7 protein-coding genes are annotated in these 15,397 nt (G+C 39.9%); all 7 read right to left on the minus strand.

From position 1 onward, the window contains the following. Window positions 1–203: 203 nt before the first annotated feature. The 7 genes from QQK06_RS00490 to pepN all read right to left on the minus strand — a co-directional run bounded on the left by QQK06_RS00490 (window position 204) and on the right by pepN (window position 15,321). On the minus strand, window positions 204–5,045 hold the full coding sequence (locus QQK06_RS00490) for an NAD-glutamate dehydrogenase (RefSeq protein WP_284242552.1): 4,842 nt from the start codon (window positions 5,043–5,045) through the stop codon (window positions 204–206). Between the two features lie 267 nt (window positions 5,046–5,312). Further along, window positions 5,313–7,622: an efflux RND transporter permease subunit gene (locus QQK06_RS00495; protein WP_284242553.1), complete on the minus strand. Its 2,310-nt coding sequence runs from the start codon at window positions 7,620–7,622 to the stop codon at window positions 5,313–5,315. 1 nt (window position 7,623) lies between these two features. Next, on the minus strand, window positions 7,624–8,634 hold the full coding sequence (locus QQK06_RS00500; protein ID WP_284242554.1) for a WD40/YVTN/BNR-like repeat-containing protein: 1,011 nt from the start codon (window positions 8,632–8,634) through the stop codon (window positions 7,624–7,626). 77 nt (window positions 8,635–8,711) lie between these two features. Further along, window positions 8,712–10,070 carry a DUF1329 domain-containing protein gene (locus tag QQK06_RS00505; protein ID WP_284242555.1) on the minus strand — a complete coding sequence of 453 codons (1,359 nt, stop codon included), beginning with the start codon at window positions 10,068–10,070 and terminating at the stop codon, window positions 8,712–8,714. Window positions 10,071–10,082: 12 nt separating this feature from the next. After that, window positions 10,083–12,143, minus strand: a complete 2,061-nt coding sequence (locus tag QQK06_RS00510; RefSeq protein ID WP_284242556.1) for a DUF1302 domain-containing protein — start codon at window positions 12,141–12,143, stop codon at window positions 10,083–10,085. A gap of 372 nt (window positions 12,144–12,515) precedes the next feature. Beyond that, window positions 12,516–12,734 (minus strand): DUF2835 domain-containing protein, encoded by a 219-nt coding sequence (locus tag QQK06_RS00515; RefSeq protein WP_284242558.1) that lies wholly within the window; start codon window positions 12,732–12,734, stop codon window positions 12,516–12,518. A gap of 19 nt (window positions 12,735–12,753) precedes the next feature. Next, a complete protein-coding gene (pepN, locus tag QQK06_RS00520) occupies window positions 12,754–15,321 on the minus strand; it encodes an aminopeptidase N (RefSeq protein WP_284242559.1) in 2,568 nt (855 codons plus the stop codon). Between the last annotated feature and the right edge of the window lie 76 nt (window positions 15,322–15,397).

Below are 15,397 nucleotides of genomic sequence, written 5' to 3' on the forward strand. Positions count from 1 at the left end.
TTATCGGTATTTTCAGTGGGACATCAATAGAAACGCTGTTATCAACGACTACAGTGTAGAATAAATTGGCAAACAGCTATGAGTGTTTATTATTCAAGTGCTCAGGTAAACACTTAGCTCTTGAACCAGCACAATATCCTTATTCTGCCGATAAATAACACGCTATATATAAAAATCCCCGCATTTGCGGGGATTCTATCATTTTATTTGCTTGGGTCACAATTCAAACTCAACAACATTAACTCTCTTAATGCTACTGAGAACTTAGCAAATTCATGCGTTTGCCCAATTCTAAAGTCATCTAAAATATGATTCCAACGTTTCAACGGTTGTTCGTTAGCATCAAACCAATGATCCAACATCGCCTCAACATCTTTACTCTTAGGGTCGCTACGTAAAATAACGGCAGTAATCGAGCGTTGTTGCCAATCCAACTCTTCCCTAAATGACGCTCTAGCCAACGCTTGCCAATGGTTAGACACAGGCTGCTTGGTAATTTGATCTAAGAACCAATGCAAGTCTAAACGAGCCCCCAATTTAAAGTAAAGATCCGCCACTAATTTAGCCGGTCGACCATCACTATCGATTAACTCAGCAAGATCCATCACAGAGAATAAGGTACTTAGCTGTGAAATGCGCTGACTAATACCAGCTGGAACACCTGCATTGACCAAGTCAGTTTCTACGCGTTTAAGCATGTTAACTTCTTCTTCGATCATTACTGTGTCAATCTGTTTAGTTAACGATTTAAAAGTTCTACCATAGAAATCAATAGATTGCTGTATATCTAATGACTTATTACGATGACGTAAGAACCAACGTGTCGCACGACGTACAGTGCGGCGTAACTGGAATAACATCTCCGTTTGTACTGAAGTGGAAATTTTATTATCTAAATCGCTGATTTTCTGCCAAACATCTGACATTTCAAATACTGCACTTGCCATCACATAGCAATTTGCAATTTCCGCTACCGAAGCGCCGGTTTCTTCGTGCATACGATTAACGAAATTAAACCCCATATCATTGCCAATATTATTAGCAAGTTTAGTCGCAATAATTTCAGCTCTTAACGGATGTTCCTGCATCTGCTCACGATATTTTTCTTGTAGCTGTTGCGGGAAAGCTTCAAATAGCAATTGGTCATAGTAAGAGTTGTTAGTAATTTCAGAACACACCAGATCTTCTTTCAAAACCATTTTGCTATACGCAAGCAATACAGCAAGCTCTGGACGGGTAAGCCCCTGACCTTGAGCTAAACGGTCAGCGATTTCCTCATCATTTGGAATGAACTCTAATGCACGATCTAATTTACCGGCACGTTCCATCTCATGAATAAAGCGCGCTTGCTCTTTTAATTGATTAACGCCACGTTGGTTGGTGATCGACATCGAATGCGTTTGGCGATAACAATCTTCTAACACAATCTCAGAAACTGCATCCGTCATATCGTATAACAATTTGTTACGTTGCTTAACGGTTAGGTCACCACTTTGTACTAAGCCGTTAAGTAAAATTTTGATATTAACTTCATTATCTGAGCAATCGACACCACCAGCATTATCGATAGCATCAGTATTAATGCGGCCACCTTTGGCGGCATATTCAATACGGCCTAATTGAGTAAAGCCAAGGTTACCACCTTCACCAACAATCTTCGCTTGCAACTCATTACCATTTATCCGTAATGAATCGTTTGCACGATCTCCCACTTCCAAGTGAGATTCTTTACTGGATTTAACATAAGTGCCGATACCGCCATTCCATAATAAATCCACTTTCATTTTTAAAATGGCTTGGATCAATTCATTCGGCGACATATTTTGCTTTTGTGTACCGAGCATTTTCTTGATCTGGCTGGTTATCTTAATCGATTTTGCTGAACGGTTGAAAATGCCACCACCTTCAGAGATCAATTCTTTATTGTAATCTTCCCAAGTACAGCCAGCCAAATTAAATAAGCGCTCTCGCTCTTTATAACTAGAAGCTGAATCTGGGTTTGGGTCGATAAAGATATGCATATGGTTAAATGCCGCTTGTAAACGGATATGTTTTGATAACAACATACCGTTACCAAATACATCACCCGCCATATCACCAACACCAATACAGGTAAAATCAGTGGTTTGACAATCAATATCCATTTCACGGAAATGGCGTTTAACTGATTCCCATGCACCTTTTGCGGTAATGCCCATGCCTTTATGGTCGTAACCAACACTACCACCTGAAGCAAACGCATCTCCCATCCAGAAGTTATATTCTTCAGAAATGCCGTTTGCAATATCTGAGAAAGTCGCAGTCCCTTTATCGGCTGCTACCACTAAATACGGATCATCTTCATCATGTCGAATAACGTTTTCCGGTGGTACTATTTCACCAGCAACAATATTGTCGGTAATGTCTAATAAACCACGAATAAAGGTGCGATAGCATTCCTTACCCGCTTCAAATATCTCATTACGATCGCCATGTGGTAACTGTTTACAGACAAATCCACCTTTAGCACCAACTGGTACTATCACGGTATTTTTAACTTGCTGTGCTTTAACCAGGCCTAACACTTCTGTTCTGAAATCTTCTCGACGATCTGACCAACGCAAGCCACCTCGAGCAACTTTACCACCACGTAAATGCACGCCTTCCACTTGTGGTGAATAAACAAAAATTTCAAATGCAGGTACAGGTTGTGGAATATCGGCAATCAAGCTCGGCGTAATCTTAAATGAGATATAAGATTTCTCACCCAATGTTGGATGCGGCTGGAAGTAGTTAGTACGAATAGTCGCATTGATCATTTCAACAAAGCGGCGAATAATTCTGTCATCATCCAAGTTAGCGACTTTATCTAATGACGCTTCAATTTGCTCTAGGACCTTACTAATTGCTTTTTCGGTTGATTTTGCATTAGGATCAAAACGCAAGTTAAACAGTTTGATCAATAATTCTGCAATATTAGGATAACGGAAAAAGGTATCTTCGATATAGTTTTGACTAAAAGTACCGCCAATTTGACGTTCGTATTTAGCAAAAGCACGCAGGATAGAAACTTCACGACCAGCTAATTCCGCCCCTAAGATTAAACGGTTAAAACCATCATCTTCTAAGATACCTGCCCATACTTTCGCAAAGGCCTCCTGAAATAAGCTTTGCACTTTCTCAAGGTTAAAGGTCTTTTTGCCGGTCAGTAACATTGAAAAGTCAAGGATCCAACAAGTTTCACCGTCAGACGTTCTAACCGCGTGCGGACTTTCACCTATCACTCGTAAGCCAAAGTTTTCCAACATAGGTAAAACATCGGATAAATGTAATGGCTCACCTTTATGAAATAGTTTTAACTTAACAAAACGACTACCTTGCGCTTCTTCTTGTGGTTGATAAAACAACATTTCCAGTTTGTTCGCGTCTGATAACGCTTCAAACTTTTCAATATCAACAATCGCGCTGCCTGGCAACACTTCATCTTTATAAGCTTGTGGGAAGCTAACATATTTACGGCTTAATGCTTTACCTTTTGCTTCCCCTTTATGAGAATTTAACACCGCTGCCAATTTATCATCCCAGCTGCGCGCGGCTTCATTTAAGTTCTTTTCAATTTCTTTCACGTTGATGTCTGCTTTTGTTGTTTTAACGCGCACAATATAATGCGTTCTCGCCTGAGCGGATTCTGAAAAGAAAGTGGTAAACTCCACTTCTTGATCGCTACCAAATGATTCTTGCAATAGTTTTTGTGTTTTAATCCTTAATGCCGTGTTGTATCTTTCACGAGGCACATACACCATACAAGAATAAAAACGATCAAAGGCGTCGCGACGAATAAATAATCCAGAATAATCTCGCTCCTGCATTTGGAAAATACCCAAGACATTTTGCAATAACTCTTCGGTATTTGTTTGCAGAATTTCATCACGTGGATAAGTTTCTAAAATATTGATCAAGGTTTTAAAAGCATGAGTGCCAGGAGCATATCCAGACGACTTACAAACATCGGCCACTTTAGCACCAATCAGCGGTAAATCTAACGCACTATTGGTATAATACGCTGAGCCAAATAAGCCAACAAAACGTTCTTCGCCTATCACATTACCCTTAGCATCAAAACGTTTAATACCAATATAATCAAGATGTGCTGGACGATGAACGCGAGAACGAGAGTTGGTTTTCGTTAAGATCAGTAAATTATCACCTAAAGCAAGTTTTCTCGCTGAAGGACTTAAATGAGAAAGTAAACGTTCTTTCGTGCCTTTTGATTGCTTCATCAGACCTAGGCTAGATTTGACATTAGCTGATAACGCTAAGTCTCCTTCTAAAGTTTTAACGTCATAGGAACGATAACCAAGTAAGGTGAAGTTATCAGCTAACAACCAACGGAGAAACTCTAAACCATTGCTGTGCTCTTCTTTTGAACAAGGAACTTTCGCTTTTTCAGTATCGGCAATCACTTCAGTTAAGCGTTTTTTCATCTCGCTCCAATCATTGACCGTGATCGCAATATCACTTAACACTGAGTGTAGTTCTCTTTCTATACTATCAATCACGTCTTGTTCGGTTTGACGATCGATCTCGACAAAAAATACCGTTTCAGTTGACGTCGCTTTTATTTTTTTATCTGAAGCGGTCGCCAATTGCTTGATATTATATTGTTTATCACGTACTAATTTAATTGGGCTATTTAACATTAAGTGAGGCGTTACCCCTAAACGACTCAACGCAATGCGTACAGAATCCACCAAAAATGGCATATCTGCTGTAATGATTTCGATGATGGTATGACTGGATTTCCAACCGTGCTTAGAAACCTGAGGGTTAAATACTTTAATGACCGGCGTATTATCTTTATGGTCACTAAGCGAATTCCACAAACTTAATGTTGCGCCGTACATATCGCTGTCGTTGCGATGAGCTAAGTCTAATGTGGAAATATTTCGATAAAGCAGCTCAGCAAACTTTTCAACTAAAGGAGCTGTTTCTGCTGGAACTTTTTGTTTAATTAATTGTGCTACATCAGATAGTATCACAGAGGGTAAACCGTCTACTAACGCCATGCCGTTTTCCTTTTGGATAAAACGCTTGAAATAATTTGTTGTATAATTTTTATATCTATGCCTAACAGAATAGACTACAGGATGGATTTTATTAATAATTTTAGGCTATTGCGAGCTATTTTTTTCGCATAACTCAGTAATCGAGCTAGCTGGAAGGCGCTTTTAATCAGTTCGGTTCCTTTTTATTCACTTGTTATAAATAGAAAATGACCTTTCGGCCATTTTCATGTTTATTTATGCAAAGTAATTTAAGTGAAATTTTTTCAGTTATTTTTTATCTCGCCATAAAAAACAAGCCAATGCTGGTAACACGGTAACCGCCGCTAACATATTCACTAAAAACATAAAGGTAAGTAACACTCCCATATCAACCTGGAATTTTAAATCTGAGAAAAACCAGGTAGAAACACCAATCGCCAAGGTGAAGCCAGTTAACAATACCGCACTGCCCCGTTCATGAAGTGCTGCCAAATAAGCCTGATGCGCAGACATCCCCTCTCTGAGCTTAATACTCATGGTCGATAAAATATAGATACCGTAATCCACACCAATACCTACCCCTAACGCAATCACAGGTAAGGTCGATACAGTCAAACCGATATCAAGTACTGTCATTAACCATTGAGCAAGGGTCGATACCACATATAACGGTACAACTACCGCAATCGTTGCTCTTACGCTTCTGAAGCTAATAAAACAAAGTAAAATCACGGCACCATATACATAGAGCATCATCGGCAATTGTGCTTCAGCAACCGCTTCATTTGTCGCCGCCATCACGCCGATAGGACCAGAAGCTAAATTAAAGGTTAAATCGTCATTATTTAACTCACTAATCGCCTGTTTCGCTTTTACAATAACCCGGTCGATAGTTTCCGCTTTATGATCTTCAAGGAACAAGATCACCGGCATGACACTACATTCGTTATTTAACAAGCCAGTAGAGCTAGGAACGTTAGATAACGCTTGTGCCAAGGCATATTGATTTGGAGAAATAATGCGCCATTTCAGGTTACCTTCATAATAACCCGCATTAATGATTTTCATTACAGAAGGTAAGCTTACCGCTGACTGAACACCTGCAACATTTTCCATCTGCCACTGAAACGCATCCATGGTTTTTAATACCTGGGCGTCAGTACAGGCATTAGCCGTAGTTTCAACAATCACCGACATATAATCGACACTTATCGCATAACGATTAGTGATCAAAAAGGTGTCCTGATTATAACGCGAGCTTTCGTGTAACGCCGGCGCACCTGCATGTAACTCCCCAATTTTCAACTGTTTAGAATAGTGAAAGCCTGCAACAAACAATATCGCTGTAAAAACTAGAATAACACTTGCTACTACACGATTACTGACACTCGCCATCAACTGCCATAATGGCGTATTAGCTTCTTTGCTCTGTGAACGGGCAGATTTGTCTAATTTCAGGAAAGAAATCAACACAGGTAACAGCAATAAATTGGTAAAAATTATCACTGCAACTCCTAACGAGGCAGTAATGGCTAATTCACGGATAATACCAATATCAATGGATAATAAGGTAATGAAACCAACAGTATCTGATAACAGTGCTGCCCCGCCAGGTATGATCAGTGAGCGAAAGCTAAATTGCGCCGCCTCTTTAGTGGTAAAGCCTTGCTCAACATGTTTACCTATGGCATTGATCATTTGCACACCATGACTAACGCCAATAGCAAACACTAAGAACGGCACCAAAATAGACATAGGATCTAAGCCAAAACCGAGACTAGATAAAAGCCCCATTTGCCAGACAACCGCAACCAGTGAACAGGCAATCGGCAGCAAGGTTAATAACACTGAACGAGAAAATAAAAAGACCATTATTGATGTGATAGCGATGGCGACGGCAAAAAATGTCACCACCCCTTTCGCACCGTCCGCGACATCACCAACCATTTTAGTAAAACCGATTATATGAACCGTAATATTACCTTTTTCATACGGTTTTCTAATATCATTTTCCAAGATATTGGCTAGCGCGATAGAATCAAGTTTTTCACCTGTATTAGGATTGCGCTCCATTAAAATCGCTTTCACCATAGCGCAGCTATAATCATCAGAAACAATCCGGCCAACAATACCGGCTTTTTCTATATTGGCTTTAACCGTTGCAAGTCCTTTGTCATCAGCGACAAAATCTGCTGGCACTACTGGACCGCCAGCAAAACCATCTTCAACAACTTCAACAAAGCGTGTACTGGGAGAAAACAAAGATTTAACCTGAGTCCGATTAACCCCGGGAATAAAAAATAGTTGATCATGCACACCTTTAAGCGCCGTGAAAAACTCTTTGTTAAAAATATCCCCCTCTTGATGACAGACAGAAATTAACACACTATTTGCACCACCAAAATTTTCCTGGTGCTTCAAGTACGTTTGCATATACTCGTGATTAAGCGGAATATTTTTAGTAAATGCTGCATCTAGCTTGATCTGTGATGCCTGAAAGACTAGCAAAGCACTTAATAGCGCAAATATTGTCAACACAAAAGCGCGATGCCTAAATACCGTAATTTCTAATCGATTAATTAATCCATCTACATTCATACTACTTCACTACCTTTAACACTTTAATACCAACCTCTGAGGCAACTACCAGATCCCCGTTAAAGGTAACGCCAGCAAGTAATGCCTTGCCATCATTTTGAATTCGTTTGTCAAAGGTTACGCCATCATCCACACTTTCTAATAACACCCCGTTATTCCCTAACAAAAACACTTGCGCTTCTCCGGCCAATACTATGGTATTTAATAAGGTCGTCACACCCGATTCACTTTTTTGCCACTGCTCGCCATTAGTTAAGCTGCGATAGATATTTCCTCTTAGGCCTATCGCTAATAAATTGCCATGCTGAGTACGTGCTAAATCAAAAAATGAGCCCTGATATATTTCCTCAAATCGCTGCCAGCTGCGGCCAAAATCATTACTTTTTGCAATCAAGCCTAATTCACCAATGAGATACAGGGTTCGGCCATCAATAACGACTCGATTAAAATGAGGTAAGATACTGGTTAGTTCATCTAAATAAACTTGCTCATCTTCTTGTCTGAGTTCTTCAAGGTATTGCAGATCTTCTTCCGCTAGCAAAGAAGTATGAAATTCTTGCTGCCAGCTACGGCCTCCATCAATCGTACGATAAAACAAACCATAGGCGCCAACCGCAACGCCTTCTTTACTATCTTTAAACGCAACATCAAGCAATGGCTTTTGTGTGCTGGGCAAAAACTGCTGTACCTGCCAAGAAAAACCGCCATCTTGGGTTGCTAAAATGGTTGCATCATGACCAACGGCCCAGCCCGTTTGCGCATCGACAAAGGTAACAGCCGTTAATGTTGTTTGGCTCGGTACATCAACCTGCTGCCAACTATCAACACTGCTAGCGCGAAGTATATGGCCACGTTCTCCTACCGCGACCATAAAGCTATTATCAACCTTAACAATATCAAATAGCATTGAACGAACTGCCAATTCAGATTGGATTGCTGCCTGGGGTAGCTGCTGCGCCGAAACTGTAGAAAAACAACATATGGCACAAACAAGGCCAATTAATATTCTCATTTAACCCTAACCTTAAAACATTGGCGTAATCAAAAAAAAGGCTGGCATCTGCCAGCCATTTACCTTGCTAGTCGAAACTAGCGATTATCTCGCTGTAAGGCACGAGAAGTAAACTGAACATCTTTAAGTTTAGCTGAAAAATCATACATTTTGTTTTCATTGTCTAAACCGATGGCAATATAACGCTTAGACTGAAAATCATAGAAAACGTCCAAGGTTGACCATTGAGTCGGCACTTCATAGTAATTTAGCCCGTGCGCCATACCGATGCGATAAAGTTCATTTCGGTCGTCATAAATATCTGTGATAGCAATTTGCCAGCTGTCTTCATCAATGTAAAAAACACGTTTTTTATAGATATGGCGGGTATTTTCTTTTAAGTTTGCTTCAACCACCCAAACACGATGTTTCTCATAGCGAACCAAGTCTTGGTTAATATGACCAGCTTGTACTATCTCGTCATAAGTGACTTTATCACTATGCAGTCGATAATCGTTATAAGGGATATAGAGTTCCTGTTTACCTTTTAAGGTCCAGGTATAACGATTAGGCGCACCGTTAAACATATCAAAGTCATCAGTGGTTCTTAAACCATCTGCCGCCGTGCCCGGGGCATCATATGCCACCGTTGGTGCCTTTTGTGCACGTCGGATGCCCTTGTTATAAATCCAGGCCTGACGAGGCGTTTTAATTTGATCCATAGTTTCATGTACCAATAACGCGGTACCGACCAGTTTAGAAGGCTCTGTCACTTTCTGCTTAAATTTAAACAAAATATTGGTTTTTTCTAACTCCTCTGGAGAAGCGCCTTTAACGCCATACGGCAACATTAACTGCTCATCAAAACCTATATAAGTGTAATCGCCTGACGCAGTTGGTGTCACCTGGCCACCTTCACGTGTTAATGCTTCACCACGATAACGTAAAATATGGTTCCATATTGCTTCTAAACCTGTTTGAGGAATAGGAAACGGCACACCAACAGCGGCTTGAGTAATACCGTTACCATCCTGGATCAATTCAGAACGTCCGGCATTTTTAATGGTTTCCTGATAAACATGCTCAGGGTAAGAAGCAGATCGATGAGTCGGGTAAACATTCATTTTGAAAGTATCAGGGTAGGTTTCAAACATTTTGATCTGCCCTGGTGTTAAAAATTGCTTGTACTGCTCAAGATTCGCCTGATTAATGGTAAATTTTATTTTATCTTGCGGATATGGATCTAAATGATGCATCCCCGGTTGATAGCCTTCAGGAGCAGAAGTAATACCACCGGTCCACTCAGGAATACTACCATCGGCATTACCCGCTCTAACCGCACCCATAGGTGTTAATTCACCTGATAATTTTTTTACTTGTTGCTCATCAACCTTAGCCTGTGAAAACCCAGAAAATGCTAAGCCAATCGCTAATGATAATAAGGTTATTTTTTTCATCTTATTATGCCCTTATAAAGAATATTTTACGTTGAAAGATACATAGTCACGATCTTCCATTTTATTAGTAGTGCCGACACCACCCCAGAAACCGTTATAGCTGATATCAGCAGACCAACGACTCTGATAATCAAACGAAATTCCCGCTGAAATAGACTTTCTGTCTTCAACAAATAAGAATAACGGATCAGGTGTTACCCCACTAACATCGTGAGAAAAGACAATGCGTGGTGACATGTTAATACCTGAGAAAACATTGCTATAATCCAGTTTCGTCACTAAACGATACCCCCAGGCAAAATCATCTGGAAATGGATTCGTTTCCACGCCACCTTGTAGCGCTAACGCTAAACCTTCTTTACCGGCAATACCACCGTTTCTGTCAGTTCCAGGACCATTAAGGCGTAATTCATCTTCACTTGGCATATCATTAATTTGAATACCACCAACTTCCAATAAGGTTGTCGTTTGACTGGCACCAAACATAGGTCCCCAAAAACGCGTCATTGTCAATTGTGCTTGCACAGTATCAGTCAGAATAAAGCCGTCTGCAGTTTCGCCTGGGGCAAATGTGGGCATCTGTGAAACACCATCAAGGTCTGGACGATAATTAACAGAATCTGGGTGTGCTAACTGTTGTGGCATCGCAGCAAAAAGTAACTCTACATCATCTATTTGCAACGGCTCATCTTGACGATAAGTGATCTCCCCCGCCAACGCTGTACCCGCTACAGTGGTATTAAAACTCATTGCATAAAGTTTAATATCTTCAGGGTAAGTCAATAGCACTTTAGAAAATGCATCTAACTGATGATAATTATCTTCATCTATGGTGTGACTAGCGAGATAATTAATGTCTCCCTTTACAGAGGCAGTAGTAAAATCAGCGGTGATCCCAGAAAATAATGGGCGACGACTATGATAATTAATGTGATATAAACTTAGTTCAGTTTCATTAAATTCAGGTAAATACCAAGATAAACGGACACCATATTGACCACCATCCTCTGGCTCTACCATGCCGTTTGAACCAGGCGCTTTCAAAGTTAATTTTGTTGGATACGCCATATAAGCAGCACTTGCTGCAGCAATCATTTGTGGATCGCCAGTACTTGCCATTGCACCCAATTCATTTAATCCTGAGAGCAAAAAGTTTAAATCGATATCCGGATTACCAGTAAAGCCTAACTGAACATTATTGTAATGACCGCCGTCTCCGGCAAAGTCATTAGTAGAAAAATAACTGCCTGGTGCAGGTAGTATGGTTTTTTCCCATTCATACTGATAGAACATCTCAATATTAAAATTTTCTGTGACACCAAGTGACGCCCAAACGGCACCAAACGGAATAAAGGCTTCCGTTAATTCAGCGCCAGGCGCTTTTATACGGGCAATATCAATAGGGTTAATTTCACTGATACCATGGGAAATTAATGTACTTTCCCCCCAACCTATCACCTGCTGACCAATTCGGACCGATAGCGGCATTTCATCAAGATAGAAATCACCGTAAAAATAGGCATCTAATAAACGAACATCATGGCAAACCTGATCACTGGCATTGCTATCACGACAGGGATCATTACGTTCACCAGTAATAGCATTTGACCATGGACGATCACCGTCACTCATTTCCATGTCATAAAAGTACATACCTCGCAAAAACAAGCCCATATTGTCATTACGAATATCTAATTCATGTGTACCTTTAAATAACTGAGAAAACATTTCGCCAGCGTCATAATTTAAATTACCCAAATCACCATTATTTGAATAGCTGCCCTGGCCTCGCCAAATATCAACATTCACCGGGTTAGCATTGAGCGCTGGGTGATAATGAGAGAAGTCAAAACCATTGTTTAAATTATTAGAAATACCGACATTATCTTGCCAGTTACGATCTTCGACTCGCCAACTGGCACCGATAGAGAAAGTCGAATCAAAACGAATATCGAAATCCCCTAGTTCAAAGTTTGCTGCCGATGCTTGCCCTGAAACGGAACACATCAATGCTGCTGTGATCGCTGTAGCCAACGGCTTTTGATAAAACCTTTTAATTGGGCTTTGTTTCATTATTCTCTCCCCAGACCCGAAACAATTTATTGTTATAACTTGTTATTAATTTTTCTAGTAATTGTATTTACGCACACCAATAAGCATAACTCATCAACCAGTCACTAGTATTAATGTAGTAGTATAAAACAATAATTGCATCATTTTTAATGCTAAGCAAGAGTTAAAAACAATTGTTAAGACGCTGTATTTTAATGACTTGCACACTAGATAATCAGGAATAAAAATCACCGTTTAAAACAGTTGTTTTAAACAGTGATTTTTATAATGTTGAAATTTTTATACTATTAGTAGATAAAGCTATTGCAAGGCTATCAGCACATCAGACCATTAGCCCCCAAGATGGTCTGACCACTGTTTAAAGCTTTAGCTCTAATCAGACATTTTCAGCAAAGATTTAAACTTATTATTTTCTGTTTCCAGACAAAAATATCCTCGTACACCAGAGGCAGTTAAAAATTTTCGTAAATGCATCGCAGGAAACTGTATTCGTTTTCCTGTGGTAGAAGTCACCACTATTGCCTGAATTTTCCCCTGATAATAAGGGAAAAATTCCTGGCTGGTCATGTTAATCGCAAAATAATACTTCATCACACTAGCTATTACGTCATTAATTACCTAAAGCAGCATCGAGTTTTTCTTTTAAATCTCTTGATAGGTTGCTTAACTGCGATAAGTTAACTAATTCCGTTTTCATCATTGCCTGACGTTTGCTATCAAACTTTTTAAACTGTATCAGCGGCGTGATTAACCGCGAAGCTACTTGCGGATTAATGTCATTAAGTGCAGCAACATGCTTAGCTAAAAAACGATAACCACGACCAGAAAGACAGTGAAAATACCTTGGATTATTATGACTAAAAGCACCTATTAACGAACGCGCTCTATTTGGATTTTTCAAAATAAATAACGGGTGTTGTTCCAATACCGCTAATTTGTTGAAAATACTTTCATCTGCAAACAGTGCCTGTAGCATGAAGCATTTATCCATTACTAACGGTGTCTGATACCATTTTTGCTCAAAATCTTTGATCTGTTCACTAAATCTAGCACTTGCCGTTAGCGCCTGATAGTGTAGCGCCGCCAGAGTATCCGTCATATTATCTGCATTTTGATATTGATTAACGGTAAGGCTTTGATAATCAGATAAGTGACTAAGGTAAGCTAAACAGACATTTTTCAACGCTCGCTCACCAATAGACTGTCCGTCGTTTTGATATGCTCTGCCGGATAATCGCTGGAACTGCTGATGAAATTCACTCGCTAATCCCTGAGCTAAAAACAGCCTGATTTGTTTTAGTGCATCTAATAACTTGATCGGATCTATTTGTTCAAACTGTTCTACCAGCTCATCAAAGCTTGGCAAGGTTAATTGTTCTGCTTTTAACGCAGCATCACCCGGTAGGGTCAGAATTTGTTTAAATGCTACGACTAGGTCTTGCGGCAAAGTAAAATCAGCATCTTGTACTAACGCATGAATATAACGGGTTAACAATTGCTGACCAGCATCCCAACGATTAAAAGCGTCACTTGCCTTCACCATAATCAAGGCTAATTCCTGTTCCCGTTGTGGAAAATTCACTTTCACCGGTGCCGAAAAACCAGATAAAAATGCGACAATAGGTTTAACACTATAGCCACTAAACTCAAATTTTTGCTGGCTATCACTTAGCGTGATTAAATGTTGGGTTTTCTCATTGTCTGACAGTAACTCTAATTTTATTGGGATTAATAAATCCTGTTTCTCAGTTTGTTGTTTACTTGGTTTATTAACCTGAGCAATCGTTAAGGTAAATAACTGCTGTTGTTTATCAAAGCTTTCTTTAACGATTAGTTCAGGTGTTCCCGATTGACTGTACCAACGTTTAAACTGACTCAGATCAATACCTGAGCCGTCTGCCATGGCATCAACAAAATCATCACAAGTTACTGCCATACCATCAAAGCGCTGGAAGTATAGATCCATACCTTGTCGAAATTTATCCTGGCCTAATAAGGTGTGGATCATCCGGATCACTTCAGCCCCTTTCTCATACACGGTTAACGTATAGAAATTATTCATTTCCAGCACTTTTTCAGGGCGGATAGGATGCGCCATAGGACCCGCATCTTCAGCAAATTGTTGTGCTCGTAAAACCCGAACATTTTGAATACGGGTAACGGCAGCAGAATGCATATCTCCACTAAATTGCTGATCGCGAAAAACCGTTAAACCTTCTTTAAGGCTCAGTTGAAACCAGTCACGACAGGTAACCCGGTTACCGGTCCAGTTGTGAAAGTATTCATGGGCGATGACTGCCTCTACGTTAAAGTAATCAGTATCTGTCGCACTACTTTGGTCGGCTAGAACAAACTTGCTGTTAAAAACATTGAGACCTTTATTTTCCATCGCTCCCATATTAAAGAAGTCGACCGCCACTATCATATAGATGTCTAAATCATATTCGAGACCAAAGGTTTGCTCATCCCATTGCATCGATTTTTTCAGTGACGTCATTGCATGCTCAGCTTTTGGCAAATTTCCTCTATCAACAAACAGCTCCAGTGCCACTTCCCTACCGGAAACCGTAGTATAGCTGCTACGTAAAACGTCAAAATCTCCCGCCACCAGAGCAAACAAATAACATGGCTTTAAAAAGGGATCTTGCCAAGTAACAAAATGCTTTCCATTGGCTAAATCCCCCGCTGCTATTTTATTGCCGTTAGACAGTAAATACGGGTACTGTTTCTTATCAGCAATAACCTTAGTCGTAAATTTAGCCATAACATCAGGACGGTCAAGGTAATAAGTAATGCGTCTAAAGCCTTCTGCTTCACACTGAGTACAAAAAGCATCTCCTGACTTAAATAGCCCTTCAAGGGCAGTATTGTTCAGTGGATCGATTTCAGTAATAACAGTTAAAATAAAGTCTTGTGCTTCAGTATCTATAGTCAGGCTAGTTTCATTAAGCTGATATTGAGACTCGCTTAACTCAATATTATTTAACTGCACGGATATTAATTTGAGCTGTTCACCATCTAAAATTAATGGCTGCGCCTTATCAGTAATGCGTTCAATATGCATTTTATTGACTACACGTGTTGCCTGATCAGCTAAATCAAATTCAAGCTCTGTAGATAAAATAGCAAAATCGCTCGGTTGGTAATCGGCAAGAATACGCGCATTAGTATCGGTCATAAAATAAATCCTATTGAAAGGCTAAAAACGATAAAGCCTGTGATTAACAGGCTTTATGAATAATTATTAATTTATC

Source organism: Thalassotalea insulae (genome assembly GCF_030161395.1).
GTDB classification, from domain to species: domain Bacteria; phylum Pseudomonadota; class Gammaproteobacteria; order Enterobacterales; family Alteromonadaceae; genus Thalassotalea_E; species Thalassotalea_E insulae.

Coding starts and splice junctions, on each gene's coding strand:
- QQK06_RS00490 (WP_284242552.1), bottom strand. CDS start 5,045: ATGGCGTTAGTAGACGGTTTACCCTCTGTGATACTATCTGATGTAGCA.
- QQK06_RS00495 (WP_284242553.1), bottom strand. CDS start 7,622: ATGAATGTAGATGGATTAATTAATCGATTAGAAATTACGGTATTTAGG.
- QQK06_RS00500 (WP_284242554.1), bottom strand. CDS start 8,634: ATGAGAATATTAATTGGCCTTGTTTGTGCCATATGTTGTTTTTCTACA.
- QQK06_RS00505 (WP_284242555.1), bottom strand. CDS start 10,070: ATGAAAAAAATAACCTTATTATCATTAGCGATTGGCTTAGCATTTTCT.
- QQK06_RS00510 (WP_284242556.1), bottom strand. CDS start 12,143: ATGAAACAAAGCCCAATTAAAAGGTTTTATCAAAAGCCGTTGGCTACA.
- QQK06_RS00515 (WP_284242558.1), bottom strand. CDS start 12,734: ATGAAGTATTATTTTGCGATTAACATGACCAGCCAGGAATTTTTCCCT.
- pepN (WP_284242559.1), bottom strand. CDS start 15,321: ATGACCGATACTAATGCGCGTATTCTTGCCGATTACCAACCGAGCGAT.